Raw genomic sequence first — 20,736 nt, 5'->3', positions numbered from 1 at the left:
GCATCGGGCTCGACGGGGACCGCCCCGTCCGACACACCCCACCCAGAACCTCAGGAGGCCGCCATGGCCCGCACCAAGCCCCGCGTCCTGATCGCCCTCGCCGCCCTCGGCGTCCTGGCCGCAGGCGCCGCGACCGCCGCCGTCGCCGGGGCCGTCGACAAGCCCGCCGGCAAACCCGCCATTGCCGCCCCCGACACCCCGGCCGCCCGGGATCGCTCGGCCCAGGCCAGGTACGACCAGGTCGTCAGCGACTTCGTCGACGTGGCCGGTTCCCACGGGAACGCATTCGCCACCGCGACCTGCCCGCCCGGCGAGGTACCCATCGGCGGTGGCGCCGCGACCAGCGACATCGACATCTTCCTCACCGACTCCCACCCGAACGGCGACTCCTGGATCGTGGCGGGCACCAACACCAGCTCCCAGACCGAGTCCATCCGCGCCTTCGCTGTCTGCACCACTCCCTGACCCACGAGTCGGACCGCCCCGGGCCCGACGCCCGGGCCGTCCGCCAACCGCGCAGGCCGAACGTGCACCGGCACGGTCAGCGAGGACCGGCGACCGGCTCCAGGCAGCCGGTCTCCAGGTCCATCAGGTAGGACAGGGCACGGCGGTCGGCGCCGAGCACACCCAGAAAGAGATCGACCGCGCCGTCGACGTCCTCGTACGAGCGCTCCACCGCGAGCTCGACAAGCTGGTCGGGATACATCAAGCGGCTGACCATGAACTTGACGCCCTTGATCCCGAAGCCGGCGCCCTCCACCTCGCCGAGGTCGTCCCAGCCGTGTTCCAGCGTCAGCCGCAGGCGCTGGACGACTGCCTCCATCGGCACCCGCAAGCACGCCACGAGCCGGTAGTTCCGGGAGGCGAGGACCAGCAAGCTCTGCTGGAACGCCGGATTCCTGCCCGGGTAGGGGCCCCGAACGGCCGGCTCCCACTCCCGTTTCGGCCCGGGAATCTCGATCTCCGCCATCGCCAGGCTCCCCCTTCTGCGACCTGCTCCAGCTCAACGCGCCAACGGTAGCCGTGAGCCGGCATTCCACGACAGGTCAGCCTGCCGGACCGGCCGGGCAGCCATCCCCGCGCTCGTCGGCATTGCTCCCTCGACGACGAGACTGCCCTGGAGTGCCTGCGGCCACCTGACGCCCCGGGCTGTGGGTGCCGGGCCCGTCAGGTGGCCGCGGGCTTTCAGGTGGCCAGGAAGCGTTCGTGGAAGACCTGGCAGTCGGGGGCGGCGCGGCGGACCGCGTCGACCATGGGTGGGGGGCCGCAGGCGTAGAGGTCGGGGGCGGGGCCGGTGTGTTCGGCGAGGGCGGCGGCAAGCAGGTCGGCGGGGGTGCCGACCGGGCCGGTCCAGGTGGGGTCGGGCTCGCGGACGCAGAACTCGTGGCGGAACGCGGGGAGTTCGGCGGCCACTGCCTTGAGCTCGTCCTCCCCGAACAGCTCCTCGGGCGTGTTGGCGCCGAGGAACAGCCGGGCCGGCTGCGGGTCCTGCCACTCGGCCATCTGCCGGGCCATGGCGAGGAGGGGGCGAGGCCGGTGCCGCCGGCCAGCAGCCAGCGCGGGCGCAGCCCGGTCTCGTGGAGGCCGAAGGCGCCTTGCGGGCCGTGCACCGTCAGCGGGTCGCCGGGGCGGACGCGTTCGGCGAGTGGTCCGGAGAACGCGCCGTCGGGGCGGAGCCGGATGTAGAACTCCATCCGGCCTTCCCAGTTGCCGTTGTTGGCGAGCGAGTAGGCGCGTTTGACGCCGGTGCCGGGCAGTTCGAGTTCGGCGAACTGGCCGGCGTCGAACTGGCAGTCGGGGCTGTCGGTGAGGGTGACCTCGAGCCGGACGGTGTCCCGGGCGACGGTGGTGATCGACGCGACCTCGGCCAGCCGTTCCGGTACGCCGCCGTACAGGATCCGCGACTGCGGGTACGGGAGTTCGGCGGTGAGCGGCCCGCGCGGAACGGTGCGGCACAACAGGACGCCGCGGCAGGCGAGTTGGTCGGGCGGGAGGGCCTGGTCGCTGTGCGGGCCGAGGTCGTACTCGCCGGAGGTGACGGTGGCGTGGCAGGAGCCGCAGGTGCCCTGCTTGCAGGAGGCGGGCAGTGCGGCCCCTGCCTCGGCGGCCGCCTCCAGGACGGTGCCGCCGGGCGGGCAGTTCAGCTCCAGCCGGGCGCCGTCGGTGGTGGTCAACACCACTTGGTGGCCTAGAATCTGACGGTCAGTCATTTTGCGGCCGGTTCCAGCGCGGCGGCGAGGTCGGCGGCCGGGTCGCCGATCAGCCGCAGGTCGAAGCGCTGGACCAGCGCGTCCACCAGGTTCGGGGTGAGGAAGCCGGGCAGCGTCGGGCCGAGGTGGATGTTGCGGATGCCGAGGGCGAGCAGGGCGAGCAGTACGGCGACGGCCTTCTGCTCGGTCCAGGAGAGGACCAGGGTCAGCGGCAGGTCGTTGAGCTCGCAGTCGAAGGCCTCGGCGAGGGCGGCGGCGATCCGGATCGCCGAGTGGGTGTCGTTGCACTGGCCGAGGTCGAGCAGCCGCGGGATGCCGTCGATGTCGCCGAAGTCGTGCCCGTTGAAGCGGTACTTGGCGCAGCCGAGGGTGAGTACCACGCTGTCGGCGGGCGCGCCGACCGCGAAGTCGGTGTAGTAGTCGCGTCCGGGGGTGGGCCCGTCGCAGCCGCCTACCACGAAGAAGTGGCGGATGGCGCCGCTGCGCACGGCGGCGGTGACCCGGTCGGCGACGGCGAGCACGGCGTCGGCGGCGAAGCCGACGGTGAGCATCCGCTCGGGCTCCTCCTCCGGCGAGGCGGGGAAGCCGGGCAGTGCGCGGGCGGCTTGCAGGACGGGGCCGAAGTCGCCCTGGGCGAGGTGGCGCACACCGGGCCAGCCGACGGGGCCGGTGGTGAAGATCCGCCGCCGGTAGCTGCCGTGCGGTTCGATGATGCAGTTGGAGGTCATCAGGATCGGGCCGGGGAACGCGGCGAACTCGCGCTGCTGGTCCTGCCAGGCGCCGCCGTAGTTGCCGACCAGGTGCGGATAGGCCTTCAGCAGCGGATAGGCGTGCGCGGGCAGCATCTCGCCGTGGGTGTACACGTTGATGCCCTGGTCGGCGGTCTGCTTGAGCAGCTGCTCCAGGTCGTGCAGGTCGTGGCCGCTGACCAGGATGGCCTTGCCCGCGACGGGCGTGGTGCGCACCGCGGTGGGCTGCTGGGCGCCGTACGCGCCGGTGTTGGCGGCGTCGAGCAGTTCGATGGTGGCCAGGTTGAGCCGGCCCAGGCCGACGGCGCGCTCCACCAGGTCGGCGACGTCGGTGGGTTCGCCGGCGAGGTGGGCGAGGGCGCTCTCCACGCCGCCGAACACCTCGGCGCTCTCCTTGCCGAGGACGTGCGCGTGGTGGGCGTACGCGCAGATGCCCTTCAGCGCGTACAGGTGCAGCGCGCGCAGGCCGACCACGTCCGGTCCGACCAGGGCCAGGCCGGCGTCCACGCCCACCTCGGCGGCCTGCCGCAGCAGCGCGTCCGGGTCGTCGGCGGGCTGCCAGGCGGCGGGGCCGGTGAGTTCGCGCGGTTCCTGTCCGGCGGCCCGGGCGGCCTCCTCGTAGGCGGCGCGGGCGCGTTCGCGGTGGGCGACGGCCTGCTGGATCAGCGCGCCGAACCGCGACGGGTTGAAGTTCACGTTGGTGAGCGTGGTGAACATCGCGTACAGCACGAACCGCGACGCCTCGTCGTCCGCCGCTCCGAGGGTGCGAGCCTCCGCGGCGTACTGGGCGATGCCCTTCGCCGCGTGGATCAGCAGATCCTGCAGATCGGACGTGGCGGCGTCCTTGCCGCAGTTGCCGATCGCGGCCGCGCAGCCGGGAACCGTCCCGGTGCGGTCGGTCTGCTCGCACTGGTAGCAGAACATGCGGTCCTCCTGGACTCTTGCCTCGCGCCCCGGGGCCGACGGACCCCACGCACGGTCGTGCCTCCACGCTACGAACCCCGCCCGCGCCGCCGCAGGTCCCGTACGTCCCCGCGCCCCGGGCCTTCCGGCCCCTTTCGGCTGGCTCGGCCGGGCCGCAAGTCCCTTGCCGCGAACGGCCGGTGGCAGCCGTTCGATTCTTCCCGGGCCGGGCGTCCGATCGCTGTTGATCCGTTGTTGATCGGCGGGGGCCAGCATGGGGGACGTGCCGGTCCCGGGGGTGGGTTCGAGTGGTGATCGGCCATCAGTTTCGGCGCGGCCCCGCTGCGGGGCCGCCGAGATCACGGGTGGAACAGATCATGCGTGTCCGTCAGCTCTCCGTCGCCGCCGTGGTGGCGGCCCTGGGTGTGTCCCTCGCCGCGTGCGCCGACGACCGGCCGTCCGGCCCCGTCGCCCCGGCCGCGCCCGCCGGGCCCGCCGCCCCGGTGGCGCCCGTCTCGGCGGAACTCCCGGTGTCGCCCGTCCTGGCGAACGCGCCCAGCACGCCCGCCACGCCCGCCACGCCCGCCACGAAGGGGACGCGCCCGTGCGCGGCGGCGGACCTGCGGGCGACGGTGGCGGCGGGCTCGGTGGTGTCGGCCGCGGACCGGCCCGCGGTGGAGCGGATCGAGCTGGCCAACCGCAGCGCCGCCACCTGCACCATGCAGGGCTTCCCGGGCGTCGACCTGGTGAGCGACGGGACGACCTGGAGCCTGCCGCGCTCCCGTTCGACGCAGGCCCGGCAGGTGACGCTGCCGCCCGGCGGGACGGCGTACGTGCTGATCGACTACCAGCCGTACCGGGGTCGCGGGCAGCGCGGCCAGTCCGAGTTCAAGGTCACCTCGATGGTGCTGACCCCGCCGAACGACACCGGCAGCCTCACCGTCCACTGGGAGGGCGCCAACCCGCAGGACCACCGCACCACCACCCAGCCGGACACCCAGGTCCGTCCGGTCACCGCCACCCGCTGAACCCGCAGCCGGTCAGGACGCGGACGGGGACTCAGGGTCCGGACGGACCGCGCCGAGGATGGGGAGCATGGTGATGGGCGCGAGCTTGATCACCGTCCCCGGGTGCGGGGCGTGCACGACGGTGCCGCCGCCCACGTAGAGCGCGACGTGGCTGGCGTCGTTCTGGTAGATGATCAGGTCGCCGGGCCGCAGGTCACGCAGCGGGATCCGGTGCAGCGCCGCCCACTGCTCCTGGCTGGTGCGCGGGACGGGGACGCCGGCCGCCAGCCAGGCCTGCGAGGTGAGGCCGGAGCAGTCGAACGCGTCGGGGCCGGTGCCGCCCCACAGGTACGGCTTGTCGCGCTGGCCGAGCGCGAAGGCGATGGCCTTGCGGCCGGCCTCGGACGCGCTGCCACCGGGGCCGAACACCCCTGCGGCGAGCATCTGCTGACGGGACTCGTCGGCGCGGTCGTAGTCCAGCTGCTCCAGCAGTTCGAGCTGGTCGGCGGGGGTGGAGTCGAGCAGCTGGGCGGTCCGGGCGGCGGCGGTGCGGGCCTGCTCCACGGCCTGCTGGGAGTCCTGCGCGGCGGCGGCCGCCGCCTCCTCGGCCTGCCGTGCCTGCTCGGCGGCCAGCACCAGCCGTCCGCGGGCCTCGCGCACTTCGTTCAGCACGTCGGCGGCGCTGTGGGACCGTTCGAACGCCTGGTGCTGGTGGCCGAGGAAATCCTCGGCCCGCTCGGAGAGGAACAGCCGGGCCAGCGGGCCGAGCGACCCGAGCGGACCGTTGCGGTACTGCTCGGCGACCAGCCGCGCGGCCTGCGTCTCCGCCTCCTCGACCCTGGCCCGCTGATGGTCGGCCTCGGCCGCCGCGTCCGCCGACTCCTTCTTCCTGCGCTCGAGTTGGACGCCCGCTGCGGTGGAACGCTGCTCCGCCGTCTCGGCCTCGTGCCGGACCTTGGCGAGGTCCTTGCCCAACTGGTCGAGCGCCGCCCCGGCCGGCTGACCGGCCACCTCCTCCCCCGCTGCCTCGCCACCGGCCACCTCCTCCCCCACCGACTGGCCGGCCTCCTCGCCGGCCTGCTCGCCCGCCGTCTCGCCGTCGGCCGACTCCTGGACGGTCTCGTTGTCCGGAACGGGCAGCGGCTCGGCGACCGCGGGTGCGGCGATCGTCAGCAGCAGCGCCACGACCAGCGCCAGCACTGTCGCTCGCCAGGACCGGGAGGTGCCACGGGACATGAGAGTCCACCGCCCTCGTTCAACTGCACCGGACGCGCCACTGACCGGTCGGGCCCCCTGAACCCACCGGCCGCCGCACATCCATCGGATGATCGGAACCCGGCCACTCTGCCACCCGCCCCACCCAGTCCCCCGCAGGCCGGGCCCCGAATCCCCGAGTCTCACTCACCCGGCGGCAGCCTCCCCCACGACGGCCCAACCCAGCTCGCGGGCCTGCCCGGCGACGATGTCGAAGTCCGCCGAAGCCCGGAGCGACGCGACGACGGCCCGGGTCAGCGGGGCGCCCGCCAGGACGGCTGCCACCGTGTCCCGATCGACGGACCGCTCGTAGTAGTCCTCGGCGAAACCCACGAAGGCGTCCGGGCTCCCGTCCACGACGAGGTCGAACAGCCAGCCGCCGCCGTCCGACTCGTGGGGGCCGAACTCCACCGGCCCGCACCGCCAGGCGCTGTCACCGGCCTCGCGCCACGCGCACACCGAGGCGTCGAAGAACCCCTCGAACTGGAACTCCGGCTCCTTCGCGTAGCGGGCGAGCGAAGCGGGCAGCCCGTCGAGCAGCCCGGGCCAGTGCGCGCGGTCCTCCTCCCGCCACGGCGTCGCGTCGCTCTCGTGGTCGAAGCCGTAGAGGAACACCCCGGCCGGGTCGAACACGATCGCGTACAGGTCGCCCCCGCCGTTCTCCATCCGCGCCAGATCCACGCCCTCCCGCCAGCCGGGCACGAACGTGTGCATGAGTTCGTACCCGTCGAGGATCACGTCGAGCATGGCGATCGCCCGGCAGCGGTCGCGCAGCACAGCGGGTTCGGGCAGCGCGGACACCAGTTCACGAACAGTCATGGCGCCCATTCAACAGTGCGTCACCGACACCCCTGACCTGCGCCTTCGCTCCGCCCGGGAGCGGGGGCGGCGGGCCCGTGGTTTCGTGGGGCGCATGACCGGTCGTCAGCGTTGGGGGTACCTGGGGGCGGCGGGCGCGTTCGCCGTCTGCATGGCGGGCACCACGCTGCCCACGCCGCTGTACGGGCTGTACCAGGAGCAGATCGGCTTCTCCGAGCTGATGGTGACGGTGGTGTTCGCCGTCTACGCGTTCGGGGTGATCGGCGTGCTGCTGCTGGTCGGCAACGTCTCGGACGCGGTGGGGCGGCGCCCGGTGCTGCTGGTCGGGCTCGGCTGCGCGGCGGCGGCCGCGGTGGCGTTCCTGGCGGAGGGGGGTCTGCCGCTGCTCTTCCTGGGCCGGCTGCTGTCCGGACTGTCGGCGGGCCTGTTCACCGGCACCGCCACCGCGTACGTGCTGGAACTCGCCCCGCCCGGCCGCCGGGCCCGCGCCGGGTTCGTGGCCACCGCCGCGAACATGGGCGGCCTCGGCCTCGGCCCGCTGCTGTCAGGGCTGCTCGCCGAGTACACCTCCCACCCGCTGACGCTGCCGTACCTGGTCCATCTGGCGCTGCTGGCCGCCTCGTTCGCCGTCACCTGGTCGCTGCCCGAGACGGTGCCGGACGCCGAACCGCTGCGTGCGGCGCGCCCGCGCCGGCCGAGTCTGCCGCCGCAGGTGCGCGGGGTGTTCGTGCCGGCCGGGATCGCCGCGTTCGCCGGGTTCTCGCTGCTCGGGGTGTTCACCTCGGTCAGCCCGGCGTTCCTCGCCGAAAACCTGGACGTGCACAACCACGCCGCGGTCGGCGCGATCGTCTGCCTGGCGTTCTTCGCGTCCACCGGCGGCCAGCTGCTGGTGCCCCGACTCGGCGCGGCCCGGGCGATCCCGCTGGGCTGCCTGGTGCTGATCGCCGGACTCGGCCTGCTCGCCCTGTCCCTCGCCACCGACACCCTGACGCCACTCGTCCTGGCCGCGCTGGTGGGCGGCACCGGCCAGGGGATGGGGCTGCGCGGAGCCGTCGGCGAAGTGGCGGACGCGGCCCCCGCCGAGGAGCGCGGCGGGGTGCTGTCGGCGCTGTTCGTGGTGGCGTACTTCGGCATCTCGGTACCGGTGATCGGCATCGGCCTGCTCAGCGGCCCGCTCGGCCTCACCCACGCCGGCCTGGTCTTCGCCGCCTGCATGGCCGCCCTGGCGGCCGCCTCCGGCATCTACCTGCTGCGCCGCAACGTCCGCCCGCCCGCGGTACTGCGGAATCACCGCGACGAGGACGCCAGGCGATGAGCGGTCGGGGACAAGCGGTGGCGGCGGCGCCACCCGCCCGACGCCCCGTCAGTGAACCGCCTCCGGGAAACCCTCAAGACGCTCGCCGACCCGCTTCCCGCGGCATCGGCCCCGCCGGACAACCGCCAGCAGGACCCGACCTGCCGCTGACCACCGTCACCACCCACGCCGGCACAGCCCCCGCCGCACCGCCAGCCCCTCGGCGCAGGCGAACAGCGGCTCCGCACGGTCGACGACGACACGCGCGGACGTCAGCACCAGCCGTCCGCCGTCCGCCGACCGCGTACCAGGACCCGGGGCCGCCCGTCCCGTTCACTCCGGTGAGCCGAAGCCGTTCCACTCATGCCCGCTGAAACCCGTTCCCGCTGTGGGAACCGTGGACCCGCGCGCCGGCCCCGCAGGTGAGAGACCGGCGCGCGGGGCGGAGGGTCAGGAGGTCTTGGTGATGAGCAGCACGGTGTACGTCCCGCACTGGGAGCCGTTGACCTGGTTGCTGACCACCCAGCCGACCGGGATCGGGGACGGGCCGCAGACCACCATGCTGGTCTGGGTGGTGACCTTCGTCAGCGTGTACACGGTGTAGACCCCGCACAGCCCGGAGTTGCCGAACGCCTGGGTGATCACCCAGCCGGCGGGGATCGGCGACTGTCCGCAGACGGTCAGGCTGGTCTGGGTGGTGACCTTCGTCAGGGTGTTGACGTTGTAGGTGCCGCAGGCCGAATTGTTGCTCTGCACCTGGGTGATGACGTACCCGGACGGGATCGCGGACTGGCCGCAGACCTGGAGCGTCGTCTGGTCGGCGACCTTGACCAGCGAGTACCCGGGGTAGCTGCCGCAGCCGGCGCCGCTCTGCATCGTGGTGATCACCCAGCCGTCGGGGATGCGGGAGTTGGAGCACACCTGGAGCGAGGTCTGGGTGGTCACCAGCGTCACGGTGTACGTCCCGTAGGTGCCGCAGGCGGGCGAGTTGGGCTGGATCGCGGTGATCACCCAGCCGGGGAGGATCGCGGACTGGCCGCAGTCCTGGAGCGTGGTCTGGGTGGTGACCTTCAGCAGGGAGTACTGCGGGTAGTTGCCGCAGCCGGCGCCGTTCTGCGAGGAGGTGATCACCCAGCCGTCCTGGATCGGCGACATCGCGCAGGCCTGGTACGAGGTCGCCGTGGGCGGGATCAGCGTCACGGTGTACGTCCCGTAGGTGCCGCAGGCGGGCGAGACGGTCTGGACCGCGGTGATCACCCAGCCGGGGAGGATCGCGGACTGCGCGCAGTCCTGGAGCGTGGTCTGGGTGGTGACCTTCAGCAGCGAGTACAGCGGGTAACTGCTGCCGCAGGTCGGGCCGGTCTGCATCGCCGTGATCACCCAGTGGTCGGGGACGAGCGAGTTGGAGCAGGCCTGGATGGTGGTGGCGTCGCCCAACTCCGTGATGGTGAACAGCCCGTAGCCGCTGCACCCGGCCCAGTTCTCGCTGGTGATCACCCAGCCTGCGGGGACGGGGGTGTACCCGCAGATGGTGGTCGTCGCTCCCTGCGACACTGCCGGAGCGGCCGGTGCCACTGCCGGAGCTCCCTGTGCCACTGCCGTGGCGGCCTGCGCCGTCGGCGCGCTCACAAGCGTGACGGCGCCCAGCAGGACGGCCATCACCGCGATCCATCTGGTCAGTATCTGCCGAAGTCCTGTCATCTCCGTTGCCCCTCCTGGTCGGTGTCCGGCGCGGTGAGCCTGGCAGGCCGCCGGGTCCGTGAACAGACCGCGTCCCACCTGCGGCGTTACCGCCGGATCGGGGCCGAAAACCGTTCGCCCACCCCTGCACCGCCGTGGTCCACCGCGCCCCTCGGGATCGGCCCCCGCGGAAGGACGACACCCGGCCGAGCTCGAAGGCGGCAGCTGGTTGACGGGGCATCCGTTCCCCAACGTGCCTCCCACCTGCGGCTGCGCGGGAGGGACCAGGCAGAATCGGCGTCATGCGTACCCTTCTCGTCATCGGCATCGGCGCGGGCGATCCCGACCACCTCACTCTGGAGGCGGTCAAGGCGATCGGCCGCACGGATGCGTTCCTGCTCCTGGACAAGCCCGAGGAGCGCCAGGACCTGATCCGGTTGCGGCGACAGATGATCGCCGAGCACGGGCGGCCCGGGCACCGGGTGGTCGAGTTGATCGACCCCGCGCGCGACCGGAGCACTGCGGCGTACCGGGAGGCCGTCGAGGAGTGGCGGGAGCGGCGGGCCGATCTGGTCGAGCAGGCGGTGACGGAGGAGCTGGCGGACGGCGAGACCGGTGCCCTGCTGGTCTGGGGCGACCCGGCGCTGTACGACAGCGTGACCGCCGTGCTGGACCGGATCCTGGCGCGCGGCCGCACCGAGTTCGAGTACACCGTCATCCCCGGCATCAGCAGCATCTCGGTCCTGGCCGCCCGCCACCGCACCACCCTGACCCGCACCGCGCGGCCGGTGCGGATCACCACGGGGCGCCGCCTCGCCGCCGAGGGCTTCGGGCCGGGCTCGGAGGACGCGGTGGTGATGCTGGACGGGCAGGCCGCGTTCACCAAGATCGACCCGGCGGGTGTGCACATCCACTACGGCGCCTACCTGGGCACCGAGGACGAGATCCTGGCCTCCGGTCCGCTCGCCGAACAGGCGGACCGGATCGCGGAGTTGCGCGAGCAGGCGCGCGAACGCAAGGGCTGGATCATGGACAGCTACCTGCTGCGCCGCACCGAGGACTGACCCCGCACACCCCATCGAGCGGACGGGTGCGGAGCCCAACTCCCTCACCCGTCCGCTTCCTGGACGAACCGGCGCTCGTCCAGGACCGCACCCCGGCCGAACTGAACGCCGCCGCCCGCGCGTTCCGCGACTCAGCGCGCCGACGGACCGTCCGAAACTGCTGGTCGCCTCGTACTCCCGACCGACTCGGCGAGGCCCTGCCGGTACTTGCCGAATCCCCGGTCGAGGGTCTGGCGCTGGACTTCACCGGACCGGCCCCCGGCAACCTCGCCGATCTCGCCGCGGCCGGCGGCCTGCCCGGCAAGCGGCTGGTCGCGGGCGTCATGGACGGCCGCAACGTGTGGATCAACGACCTGGAGAAGTCGCTGGCCACCCTCTCCACCCTGCTCGGCCTGGCCGAGCACCGCCGTCCCCGCCGAGCACCTGTGGGTCAACCCCGAGTGCGGCCTGAAGACCCGCGGTTGGCCCGGGACCCGCGCCGCGCTCCACAGCCTGGTCGCCGCCGCCCACACCCTCCGCGCGGAGCTGACGGGCTGACGGCCCGTCCGGCTGACGACCCCGGTGGTTCAGACGTCGAACCGGACGCCGGTCAGCCGCTCCGACAGCTCCCACAGCTCCCACAGCCGCCGTCCGGCCTCGGCGTCCACGGCCGGCGGGCGGCGGCGAGCGCCGTCGGCCAGCCGGCGCGGTGGAGGTGGGCGAGCAGTTCGCGGTGCAGGTGTTCGAGCACGGGGGTACGCACCCAAGGCCGCCGTGCACACGCTGGTGCAGTCGCTGCGCTACCAGGTGCAGGCCGACACGCCGTCCGTGCGGGTGCAGGAGGTGGTGTTGCCCTGGTCGACACGGCGATGACGGCTGGCCGGACGGGCGCGGTCCGCAAGCTGTCGGCCGCCGAGGCCGCCACCGCGATCGTCCGGGGCATCGAGCGTGGCCGCCCCGTCGTCGCGGTGGCGCCTCCCGCGCCCTGCTGGCGCTGCTGCGCGTGCACCCGCCGATCGCCCACCGCATCCTGCGGGACGGCTGAACACCGCCCTGGTTCTCGGCCGGAATTCAGCTCTGACGACCGCCCTACGACCTCACCACCGGCAGGACGTTCTCCCGGTACGACTTGCCCGGGTCCTTCGGATCCGTCGCGGAGTTCCCGCGCGGTGCGAAGTCGCACGCGATGTACGTGTCGAACCAGAAGTAACCGTCCTTGTCGGGGCCGCCGGCGCGCAGTCCGCCCACCCGGGCGCAGCCGATCTTCGTGGTGGACTTCCACACCAGCTGGGTGAAGTTGCCGGTCTCGCGGGAGAAACCGGGCTTGCTGTAGTCGTAGGACGCGGCCCCCGCGTACCAGGAGTCCACCGCGTCCTTGCAACCGTCCGGCGTATAGCCGCCTTCGGGGTTGTCGCCGGCGAACGAGCTCCAGCTCAGGGTCTCGCCGTACGCACGGGCCAGGCCGTCGTGCTGGAAGCCGCCCGGCTCGGAGATCTTCTGTGCGCGGGACTTGGCGTACTCCACGATCTCCGGATCGATTGCGAGCGGAGGCGCCTGGTGCTTGGCGCGGTACGCGTTGATGGCCGTGAGGCAGTCGCTCTGGAACCCGTTGTCCGTCCGGTCGGCGAACGCACGCCGCACCGGACCGGCAGCCGTCGCGGGCTGCATCACCGTCATCATCGCCACGGCCGCCGCAGCCGCCGCCAGGGCAACCCTGCGGACCTGAGGTGCAATCAAGGAGTCCTCCTACTCACGCTGATCCAGCTGCCCTGCTTAACGCCCTCACCTCCCCCAGGGCACGGCACCCGGCCGACGGTGCGGCGCGCACCCGGACCTGCGCAATCGTTGTTACAGCCTCGGTACGTCCGCCCAGTGTGTCGGTGGCGGGCGCTACAGTCCGCCCGTCGTCGAGTAGGAGCGTCGTGAACAGCAGGATCGACTGGTCGTCAGTCCGGGAGCGGGTCATCGCCGTGGAGGAGGCGGCTCGGCGTGCGCGTGGCCTCGCGCCATCTCGGCATCCGACGTTCGAACCCGTCCTGACTCCCGACGAGATCGCGGAGGTCGAGGCGCAGTGCGGTGTCGAACTCCCCGCCGACTACCGCTCGTTCCTGGCCGAGGTCGGGGTGAACGGCCCAGGTCCGTGGTTCGAGCTCACCTCGTTGCGCCGAGTCGACGGCAGGTGGGGGTGGGTCTGGGACGACGACGAGACCTTGCGCTGGCTGCTGGACTCCAGCGGGCCGTTCGTCGAGACCGAGGACTGGCCGACCCGCCAGGCGGAAATCCTTCGAGCCGCCGGATACGAGCCCACGCCCCAAGGCGCAGACGACGGCTCCGACTTCCGCAGGGCCTTCGGCAGGGCCGGCGACGAACGCCGGTACCGGGAGCGCGGGCGGGGTGCGATCCACATCAGCAACGACGGGTGTGGGGCAACCGGCTGGCTCATCGTCGTCGGCCCGCATCGCGGGGAACTCCGCGACCGGGAGCAGGGCATCAACCCGCCCTTCGAGCCGTACGTCGACGCGGCGGGAAACCGCCACACCTTTGGCACCTGGTACCTCGAGTGGCTCGAGCGGTGCGAGTCGGCGGCTCAGTGATCAAGGGCACCCTGGACGCACTGGGGTGTTTACAGGTGACGTGCATTCCGGGGCTCGGGAAGGGCGGTGCGGAGCGGGCGTTGATCGAGGCGGTGCGGGTTCGGGCGGAGCCGCGCCGCTCACGTGAACGGCCTCGCAGGCTCTCCGCCCTCGCCCGTACGGATGAACACGCGGGGCGCGGAAAGCGGCGGACCCGACAGCTGGTTGACGGCTCGTCAATCTGACACCGCCTCAAAATCGCGGGACACCAGTCCTGTTGCCGGTCCGGCGCGTCCGCGTGTTGCGGGGCGCGCAACACCCTCACGATCCGGCATGCTGCTGTCCACCCCGGCGCAGCGGCGGCCGGGGTTGGCGCGACCGGCCCGTGATGGGCCGGCGGGTACGGGTGGAGGATTCGGGTGCGGCGTACATGGCGACCCGGCGGATCGACGAACGGCCGACGGGGGTGTGGAGCGTGATGGCGGGGCCTGTCCGGGACGGCGGGCTCCTGCCGCTGGATCGTGAACTGAACAGGGAGTGCCGGGAGTTCGCGGAGACGTTGCGGGAGCTGTTCCTGGAGCTCGGTATCTCGGTGCGCCGGTACGCCACCCGGTGCTATCTCAACCCGGGCACGCTGTCCCGGTATTTGGCGGGGTCGCGGATCGCGCCGTGGCAGTTCGTCGAGGAGTTGCTGCACCATCTCGACGAGGACTGCGGAACCCGGCTCGACCCGCCTGCCCTGGAGGGGCTGCGCCGCAGGCATGTGGCGGCGCTGAAGACGGCGGCGTCGATCGGCCGGGCGGTGCAGCAGTTGGAGGGCCAGTTGCAGGCGGCGGACCGGGAGGCCCGCCGGGCGGGGGCGCGCGAGGAGCAGCTGGACCACGCGCTGGACGACACCCGGCAGACCATCGCCGATCTGGACGCCCGGCTGGTCCGCCTGGAGTCCCGGCCCCTGCTGCCCGCACCGCCGGACCGCCCCGAGCCGTCCGCGCCGCAGGAGCACACCGAACCACCCGCGACGCCCGACCGCGCCGACCTGCTCGCCGAGCGCGACGCGCTGGCCCAGGAGGTGGAGCGGCTGGCCGAGGAGCTGGCCCGCGCCCGGGAGCGGGCGGCCTGCGCGGAGACCCGGTGCGACCTGTTCGAGCGTCAACTCGCCCTGGTGGAGCAGCAGCAGGGCCTCGCGGACATCCCCTTGCAGCCGGCCTGCCCGCTGGAGGAGGGTCCGCCGCCGAAGGTGCTGCTGGTGGACGACCGTCCGGACAACCTGATGGTGCTGGAGGCCGTCCTGGGGCCGAACGGCCACCGGCTGGTGCGGGCCGCGTCCGGCCCGGACGCGTTGCGGGCGCTGCTGGAGCCGGACGAGTTCGCGGTGATCCTGTTGGATGTGCAGATGCCGGGGATGGACGGCTACGAGACCGCTGCGGCCATCAAGCGCCGGGCCCGGACCCGCGACATCCCGATCATTTTCGTCACCGCGATCGGCACGGATCCGGACCATTCGATGCGCGGTTACGCGGCGGGCGCGGTCGACTTCATCCCGAAGCCGGTCGATCCGTGGGCGCTGCGCGCGAAGGTCGCCGTGCACGTCGAGCTGCACCGTGAGCGGCGCCGCCACGCCACGCTCCCCGCACCGACCCGGCACACCATCGCGAGCACCACCGCCGTGATCCCGAAGGCCGGTGCGCCGTCAGCGAGTTGATGGTCTGTCAGGTAGCCAGTTGCCGTGCAGTCCGAGCGGCACCCGGACGGGCAGGTGGATGCGGGCGACGGGTTCGCCCGCGAAGTCCTGCGCGGCGAGGATGACCAGGTCGGCCGCGCCGCGTTCGGGGTCGTGCGCGTACGCCATGAGGTAGCCGTCGTCCTCGGCGGTGGGTGATTCGGCGGGGACGAACATGCCCTCGCCGACGGCGCCGAACCGGCCGAACTCGTGGGCCTCGACTGTGCCGCGCAGCAGGTCGTGCTTGAGCAGGGCGCTGCTGAACCCCTCGTTGGGGCGCGGGTCGTCGGGGCCGGTGGGTGCGGCGTACAGTTCGGCCGCGGCGGCGTACCCGTAGCGGTGCGGGCGGCCGACCCGGCGGGGGTCGACGCGCGGGAACTCCTGGGTGCGGTCGTCCAGTCGCTCCTCGCGGATCCTGCCTGCCGCCAGGTCGATCCGCCAGCGGTCGAGGGTGGGGCGGCTGCGGCCGAAGTCGCGGATGGTGAAGTCCTCGGGGTGGCGGACCACGTCGATCACCACCTCGGTGCCGTCCTCGTACGCGTTGAGGGTGTGGCCGACCAGGCAGGGGGCGACGTCGAACCAGCGCACCGGCCCGCCGCTGCGCGGCATGATGCCGACGCGGGCCTGGTGGGTGTCGTCCCAGGTGAACGGCACGCCGGTGGGCAGGTGGGCGGGGCTGAACACCACGGGGGCGTCGAACAGGACGACGTGGTGCTCGGTGAGCGCGAAGTCGTGCATGTACGGGTTGCCGGGGGTGTGGATCAGCGTGGTGCGGCGTACGGTGCCATGGTGGTCCATCACGATGTGCTGGACGTGCTCGGTGCCGTACCGGAATGCGAGCGAGTGCAGTTCCCGGGTGTGCGGGTCGTAGACGGAGTGCGCGTTGGCGCTGTAGCCCTCGGGGGTGGCGCCGAGGTCGCAGGGGCCCAGGGTGTCGAGTTCGTAGCCGAGTTCGTAGGGGCGGATGCCGCCTTCGATCAGCGCGAAGGTGCGGCCGTCCAGCCCGGCGACCTGGACGTTGGGCGCGAAGTCCAGCCGGGGGTCGACGGGGGTGCCGCGGCGCGGTTCGCCGAGGTGGTCGGCGACGGCGGCCGAGCGCACCCAGCGGTTGCGGTACCACTCGGCGCGGCCGTCGCGGATCCGGACGCCGTGCACCATGCCCGGGCCGAGGGTCCAGATGTGCGCGGCGGGGTCCTCGATGCCCAGCGCGTTGGGGCCGTTGCGCAGGTAGCGGCCGTTCAGGTGGGCCGGGATGCGGCCGGTGACGGGCAGGTCGTGGGCGGTGATCTCTTCGGTGACCGGGGCGAAGCTGCCCGTCAGATAGCGGTTGATCGTCATGCCGGCTGTCCTTGTCCGTGCGGTTGGGCGGGGGGATCTTCGACGGCGGAAGGTCCGTATGCCGGCCGTCCTTGTCCGTGCGGTTGGGCGGGGGGATCTTCGCTGGCGGAAGGTCCGTTCGGGCCGCTCGGAAACCGTCCGTGCGGTTCGGCGAGGAACGCCCGGCCCACCGCCGCCATCAGTGCGTCGAAGCGGTGGGCGGCGCTCTCCGGCGGGAAGTGGCCGGCGAGTTCGAGGCTCACCGCGCCGTGGGCGGCCGCCCAGAGGAGCTTGGAGATCTCGTTCGCGTCGCCGGGCGCGAAGACGCCGGCGTCGATGCAGTCCTGGACGGCCGCGACGGAGGCGTCGAAGGCGTGGTCGGCGTCGGCCAGCGCCTCCGGTCCGGGCCGGTAGCCGGGCACCGCCTGCTCGAACATCACCCGGTAGTAGGCGGGTTCGGCGAGGGCGTGCGCACGGTAAGCGGCGCCGAGGTCGTTCAATACGGTCAACGGGTCGGCGGCGCGCGGGACTTGCTGCTGAGCGCGGCTCAGCCGGGCGAACCCCTCCCGGTAGAGCGCGTCGGCCGTGCCCTCCTTCCCGCCGAACATGGTGTACAGGACCTTGGTCGAGGCACCGATGCCGGTGGCGATCCGGCGCATCGTCAGCGCGGCGGGCCCCTCGGTGACCAGGAGGTCGATGGCGTGGTCGAGGATCGCGGTCCGCACGGCACTCTGGCCGATGCGTTGGGCGTCCTGGTAGGGCGTGTTCACGGGCAACACCGTAGCCCGCCGGTAACAGCGTTACCCACACTTTCCGACAATCCGTTGCGTCGTCAGCCTGCCTTTCCCGTACGGCAGTTCGCGGTGGCGACTTATCCGGACTTACTGGTAGGAAACTTTCCTTTCACCTAATCTCCGAAGGAAACGGCTCGGCGCGGCCCACCCATGGTGTAGGGCCGCATCCCCTCACCGCCGGCCGGCGCATCCCGCCCGAAGGGAAACCCTCATGACAACCGAGACCACACCAGGGGACGTATTCGACGCCACCCAAGACACCGGCTCCGCACCGGACTTGACGGAGCGGCCGACGGCCGCGGCCCGCCTGGTGGTCCTGGTGGTGGTCGTGGTCACGACGCTCGGCGCCGCACTCGGGTTCGCCCTGCACACCTGCCACCGCGACGGACCGCACCGGATCGTCCCCGCCGACGCCACCTTCACCCTCGACGAACCCGGCCTCTACTACCGTGACGCCGCCTCCGGCCGGATCGCCCGCACCCCGCGCGGCGGCGACGGCCCGACGACGGTCGGCGGCCCGTCCTGCGAACGCTTCTACGCCGCGGGAGACCGCGCCCTGTGCCTGCGCATCAAGCCCGGCCGGCCCGCCTGCACGGAAGCGGTGATCTACGACCGGCACTTCCACCGGCTGCACACCCTCGTCCTCCCCGGCGTCCCGAACCGGGCCCGGGTCTCCCCGTCCGGGCACGTGCTGTCCTGGACGACCGTCACCCGAGGCACCCACGCCACCGCCGGCTACGCCAGCCGCACCTCGATCCTCGACCTGCGCTCCGGCTACCTGGCCAAGTCCGTCGAGGACATCCGGCTGACCGTCGACGGCGTCCCCTCCCACGCCACCGACCTCAACTACTGGAGCGTCAACGTCGCCGCCGACGACAACCACTTCTACGCCACCGTCTCCGCCGACGGCCACACCCACCTGGTCGAGGGCGATCTGAAGACCTGGACGGCACACACCCTGCGGGAGAACGTCGAATGCCCGACGCTCTCCCCGGACGGCACCCGGATCGCCTTCCGCAAGCGCGTCTCCGCCGGCCCCGCCGACCCCTGGCGCCTGTACGTCCTCGACCTCGCCAACCTGCACGACCACCCCGTGGCCGAGACCCGCGCCGTGAATGACCACGCCACCTGGCTGGACGCCCGAACGCTCGGCTACGCCCTCCCCGCGAAGAGCGGCCACGGCACCGACCTCTGGTCCGTCCCGGCGGACGGCACCGGCCGACCCCACCTGCTGGTGGCCGGTGCCTCCTCGCCCGTGATCATCGCCAACTGACGCCCACCGGCTCCCTCCGCTGCCCGCAGGCGTCTCACCGCACCTCCAGGTTCGCCATCATCCCCATGTCCTCGTGCTCCGCGTTGTGGCAGTGGAACAGGTACCGGCCGCGGTAGCCGTCGAAGCGGGTGATGATCTCGGCGGCCTCGCCCGGCCGCAGCGAGACGGTGTCCTTGAGCCCGGCGTCGTGCGGCAGCGGCGCGCGGCCGCCCCGGCTCAGGATGCGGAAACCGACCAGGTGCAGGTGGATGGGGTGGTGGACGTCCGCGATCAGGCGCCAGACCTCCAGATCGCCGAGCCGGACGCCGACGTCCTCCCGCGCCGGGTCGAACGGGCGCCCGCCGATCAGCCAGCCGTGGCCCTCGCCCATCCGTCCGGCGCGGAACGCGAACTCCCTTGTCCGAACGGCCTCTTCGCGCCGCCACTCGGGCAGGTCGGTGGCCAGCGCCTGCGGCACCCGGGTGTCCTCCCGCTGCGCCCGGACCACCCGGAACGCCATCACCTCCCGGGTCCGGCCGCTGCCCAGGCGGTTCAGCAGCCGGACCGTCCCGCCGACCGGCACCGGGCCGAAGTCGACCAATAGGTCGTACCGTTCGGCCGGCGCGAGCGGCAGTCGGCGGTGCGTCACGGGCGCGGCCAGCAGGCCCTGGTCGGCGCCGATCTGCACCAACTCCAGTGCCCGCCCGTCCTGGTCGACCGCCTCCAGCTCGTAGTGGCGGGCGTTGGAGCCGTTGAGCACGCGCAGCCGGTGCCGCACCGCCGCCACCTCGTGCACCGGCCACGGCGCGCCGTTGACCAGGACCACATCGCCCAACACCCCTGCCATGTAAGGCTCTTGCACCCCGGGGCGGTCGCGCAGCGCCGGGTCCAGAGACGGGTACACCAGGCTGCCGTCGGCGGCGAACGCCCGGTCGGTGATCACCAGCGGCAACTCACGCTCGCCGTCCGGGAGTTCGAGCGCCTTCTCGCTGTCCTCGCGGATGATGTGCAGCCCGGCCAGTCCGCGCCAGATCGCGGGGGCGGTGTAGTCCATCCGGTGGTCGTGGTACCAGAGCATGGTGGCGCGCTGCTCGTTGGGGAAGGCGTACTCGCGCACGACGCGGCTCTGCACGGCCCGCGGGTCCGCCATCCCGCCACCATGACCGCCATGTCCCCCGTGGCCGCCGCTCTCGGGCCAACTCGCGGGCAGCACAAGGTCGGTGGGGTAGCCGTCGAACTCGGCGGGGGTACGTCCCCCGTGCAGGTGGACCACGGTGGGGACGGGCAGTTCGTTGCGGTGCGTGACCACGGTGGGGCGGCCGCGGCGGGCCTCGATGGTCGGGCCCGGGAAGCTGCCGCCGTACGTCCACACCGGGGTGCGCACGCCGGGCAGGATCTCGGCGACGGCCTCCCGCTGGGTGATCTCGTACCGGTCGACGCCCCCGCTGGTGGACACCGGCGCCAGCACCTGCGGCCTGGGCAGCGGCACGTGGAACGCGGGCGGCAGCCCGATCCCGCTGCGCAGCAGTCCGCCCGTCCCGGCGGGCCGGTGCGCGAGCGCCGCGGCCGAGGCCAGGCCGCCCGCCGTCAGCAACCCGAACGCGCCGCCCAGTGCGAGCAACCGCCGCCTGCTGACCATGAGTTGGCGCTCACTCACCGGACACCTCCGGCGCCCGGCCGGGCAGCGGGGCGCGCAGCAGGCCGACGGTGAGGACGGTGAGGCCGGCGATGGTGGCCACGCCGAGCGGCAGGTGCAGCCACAGCGCGCCGTCGATCCCGGCGAAGTACTGGACCGTCTCGGCGATCACCACCAGCGCGGTGCCGGTCAGCGGCCAGCCGACCCGGCGGCGGTACCAGAACACCATGGCGGCGATCAGCTGCGCATAGCCGAGGCTGGTGACGGCGTTGGCCCCGGCCAGGTGCCAGCCCAGGCCGTCGTACGAGCCACTGAGGTAGACGCCGGCGAACACCGGCTGCCCGTACACGGCCACCATGTGCACGGCGGCCAGCACGCGCAGCACCTGCCCGGCGGGACCGGTCCGGTCAACACGGCCGGCGCGGTCGGCCGGTTCGGCGTGTTCGGGGACGGCTGACACAGCCATGACGGTGTACTCCCTCAAT

20 protein-coding genes and 2 pseudogenes are annotated in these 20,736 nt (G+C 72.8%); 9 read left to right on the top strand and 13 right to left on the bottom strand.

What is annotated here, in order from left to right:
* Positions 1-63: 63 nt before the first annotated feature.
* Positions 64-465: a hypothetical protein gene (locus tag ACGFWJ_RS19810; protein WP_392951147.1), complete on the top strand. Its 402-nt coding sequence runs from the start codon at positions 64-66 to the stop codon at positions 463-465.
* A 76-nt stretch (positions 466-541) separates the two neighbouring features.
* On the opposite strand, the gene ACGFWJ_RS19805 is transcribed toward ACGFWJ_RS19810, so the two are convergent.
* The 4 genes and pseudogenes from ACGFWJ_RS19805 to hcp form a co-directional block, all read right to left on the bottom strand.
* Positions 542-970 carry a hypothetical protein gene (locus ACGFWJ_RS19805; RefSeq protein WP_392951144.1) on the bottom strand — a complete coding sequence of 143 codons (429 nt, stop codon included), beginning with the start codon at positions 968-970 and terminating at the stop codon, positions 542-544.
* A 215-nt stretch (positions 971-1,185) separates the two neighbouring features.
* Entirely contained in the window at positions 1,186-1,515 is a 330-nt protein-coding gene (locus tag ACGFWJ_RS19800) for a hypothetical protein (protein ID WP_392951141.1), read from the bottom strand.
* A gap of 131 nt (positions 1,516-1,646) precedes the next feature.
* Positions 1,647-2,210, bottom strand: a pseudogene (locus ACGFWJ_RS19795) (2Fe-2S iron-sulfur cluster-binding protein); the annotation flags it as partial.
* A complete protein-coding gene (gene hcp, locus ACGFWJ_RS19790; RefSeq protein WP_392951138.1) occupies positions 2,207-3,883 on the bottom strand; it encodes a hydroxylamine reductase in 1,677 nt (558 codons plus the stop codon). The gene hcp and the pseudogene ACGFWJ_RS19795, both read right to left, overlap by 4 nt.
* 356 nt (positions 3,884-4,239) lie before the next feature.
* Between hcp and ACGFWJ_RS19785 the strand changes: the two genes are divergently transcribed.
* A complete protein-coding gene (locus ACGFWJ_RS19785) occupies positions 4,240-4,890 on the top strand; it encodes a DUF4232 domain-containing protein (RefSeq protein WP_392951136.1) in 651 nt (216 codons plus the stop codon).
* 12 nt (positions 4,891-4,902) lie between these two features.
* Here the strand turns inward: ACGFWJ_RS19785 and ACGFWJ_RS19780 are convergent, their stop codons facing one another.
* Together ACGFWJ_RS19780 and ACGFWJ_RS19775 are read right to left on the bottom strand one after the other, a co-directional pair.
* Complete coding sequence (locus tag ACGFWJ_RS19780) at positions 4,903-6,105, bottom strand: C40 family peptidase (RefSeq protein WP_392951133.1); 1,203 nt, start codon at positions 6,103-6,105, stop codon at positions 4,903-4,905.
* A 165-nt stretch (positions 6,106-6,270) separates the two neighbouring features.
* Positions 6,271-6,942 carry a hypothetical protein gene (locus tag ACGFWJ_RS19775; RefSeq protein WP_392951131.1) on the bottom strand — a complete coding sequence of 224 codons (672 nt, stop codon included), beginning with the start codon at positions 6,940-6,942 and terminating at the stop codon, positions 6,271-6,273.
* A gap of 94 nt (positions 6,943-7,036) precedes the next feature.
* On the opposite strand from ACGFWJ_RS19775, the gene ACGFWJ_RS19770 reads away from it, so the two are divergent.
* Positions 7,037-8,257 carry an MFS transporter gene (locus ACGFWJ_RS19770; RefSeq protein ID WP_392951128.1) on the top strand — a complete coding sequence of 407 codons (1,221 nt, stop codon included), beginning with the start codon at positions 7,037-7,039 and terminating at the stop codon, positions 8,255-8,257.
* Positions 8,258-8,686: 429 nt separating this feature from the next.
* On the opposite strand, the gene ACGFWJ_RS19765 is transcribed toward ACGFWJ_RS19770, so the two are convergent.
* On the bottom strand, positions 8,687-9,937 hold the full coding sequence (locus ACGFWJ_RS19765; RefSeq protein ID WP_392951125.1) for a hypothetical protein: 1,251 nt from the start codon (positions 9,935-9,937) through the stop codon (positions 8,687-8,689).
* Positions 9,938-10,218: 281 nt separating this feature from the next.
* Here ACGFWJ_RS19765 and cobF point away from each other — a divergent pair, with 281 nt between their 5' ends.
* The 3 genes and pseudogenes from cobF to ACGFWJ_RS19750 all read left to right on the top strand — a co-directional run bounded on the left by cobF (position 10,219) and on the right by ACGFWJ_RS19750 (position 11,517).
* A complete protein-coding gene (cobF, locus tag ACGFWJ_RS19760) occupies positions 10,219-10,980 on the top strand; it encodes a precorrin-6A synthase (deacetylating) (protein WP_392951122.1) in 762 nt (253 codons plus the stop codon).
* Positions 10,981-11,006: 26 nt separating this feature from the next.
* Positions 11,007-11,309: pseudogene (locus ACGFWJ_RS19755) on the top strand (hypothetical protein); the annotation flags it as partial.
* Positions 11,254-11,517, top strand: coding sequence for a hypothetical protein (locus ACGFWJ_RS19750; RefSeq protein WP_392951549.1), 264 nt, complete (start codon positions 11,254-11,256; stop codon positions 11,515-11,517). The pseudogene ACGFWJ_RS19755 and the gene ACGFWJ_RS19750, both read left to right, overlap by 56 nt.
* Before the next feature lie 52 nt (positions 11,518-11,569).
* Here the strand turns inward: ACGFWJ_RS19750 and ACGFWJ_RS19745 are convergent, their stop codons facing one another.
* Both ACGFWJ_RS19745 and ACGFWJ_RS19740 read right to left on the bottom strand, forming a co-directional pair.
* Positions 11,570-11,722 carry a hypothetical protein gene (locus ACGFWJ_RS19745; protein ID WP_392951120.1) on the bottom strand — a complete coding sequence of 51 codons (153 nt, stop codon included), beginning with the start codon at positions 11,720-11,722 and terminating at the stop codon, positions 11,570-11,572.
* A gap of 326 nt (positions 11,723-12,048) precedes the next feature.
* The gene (locus tag ACGFWJ_RS19740; protein ID WP_392951117.1) at positions 12,049-12,696 is read right to left on the bottom strand and encodes a CAP family protein; all 648 of its coding nucleotides are present in this window, start codon (positions 12,694-12,696) and stop codon (positions 12,049-12,051) included.
* 185 nt (positions 12,697-12,881) lie between these two features.
* Between ACGFWJ_RS19740 and ACGFWJ_RS19735 the strand changes: the two genes are divergently transcribed.
* Positions 12,882-13,553 (top strand): SMI1/KNR4 family protein, encoded by a 672-nt coding sequence (locus ACGFWJ_RS19735; RefSeq protein ID WP_392951115.1) that lies wholly within the window; start codon positions 12,882-12,884, stop codon positions 13,551-13,553.
* Between the two features lie 409 nt (positions 13,554-13,962).
* Entirely contained in the window at positions 13,963-15,234 is a 1,272-nt protein-coding gene (locus ACGFWJ_RS19730; RefSeq protein ID WP_392951112.1) for a response regulator, read from the top strand.
* On the opposite strand, the gene ACGFWJ_RS19725 is transcribed toward ACGFWJ_RS19730, so the two are convergent.
* Together ACGFWJ_RS19725 and ACGFWJ_RS19720 are read right to left on the bottom strand one after the other, a co-directional pair.
* The gene (locus ACGFWJ_RS19725; protein WP_392951109.1) at positions 15,223-16,590 is read right to left on the bottom strand and encodes a carotenoid oxygenase family protein; all 1,368 of its coding nucleotides are present in this window, start codon (positions 16,588-16,590) and stop codon (positions 15,223-15,225) included. The two genes, ACGFWJ_RS19730 and ACGFWJ_RS19725, sit on opposite strands and share 12 nt — an antisense overlap.
* Positions 16,587-17,339, bottom strand: coding sequence for a TetR/AcrR family transcriptional regulator (locus ACGFWJ_RS19720; protein ID WP_392951108.1), 753 nt, complete (start codon positions 17,337-17,339; stop codon positions 16,587-16,589). The genes ACGFWJ_RS19725 and ACGFWJ_RS19720 overlap by 4 nt, the downstream gene beginning before the upstream one ends.
* 235 nt (positions 17,340-17,574) lie before the next feature.
* Between ACGFWJ_RS19720 and ACGFWJ_RS19715 the strand changes: the two genes are divergently transcribed.
* Positions 17,575-18,636 (top strand): hypothetical protein, encoded by a 1,062-nt coding sequence (locus tag ACGFWJ_RS19715; protein ID WP_392951105.1) that lies wholly within the window; start codon positions 17,575-17,577, stop codon positions 18,634-18,636.
* A 34-nt stretch (positions 18,637-18,670) separates the two neighbouring features.
* Here ACGFWJ_RS19715 and ACGFWJ_RS19710 read toward each other — a convergent pair whose 3' ends face one another.
* Both ACGFWJ_RS19710 and ACGFWJ_RS19705 read right to left on the bottom strand, forming a co-directional pair.
* The gene (locus ACGFWJ_RS19710) at positions 18,671-20,272 is read right to left on the bottom strand and encodes a multicopper oxidase family protein (RefSeq protein ID WP_392951102.1); all 1,602 of its coding nucleotides are present in this window, start codon (positions 20,270-20,272) and stop codon (positions 18,671-18,673) included.
* Positions 20,265-20,717, bottom strand: a complete 453-nt coding sequence (locus tag ACGFWJ_RS19705; protein ID WP_392951100.1) for a hypothetical protein — start codon at positions 20,715-20,717, stop codon at positions 20,265-20,267. The genes ACGFWJ_RS19710 and ACGFWJ_RS19705 overlap by 8 nt, the downstream gene beginning before the upstream one ends.
* Positions 20,718-20,736: the final 19 nt, after the last annotated feature.

Source organism: Kitasatospora sp. NPDC048407 (assembly GCF_043200475.1).
Lineage (GTDB): Bacteria > Actinomycetota > Actinomycetes > Streptomycetales > Streptomycetaceae > Kitasatospora.
Note: the sequence above shows the minus strand (reverse complement) of the source record. Positions and strands in the feature narration are given on the sequence as shown.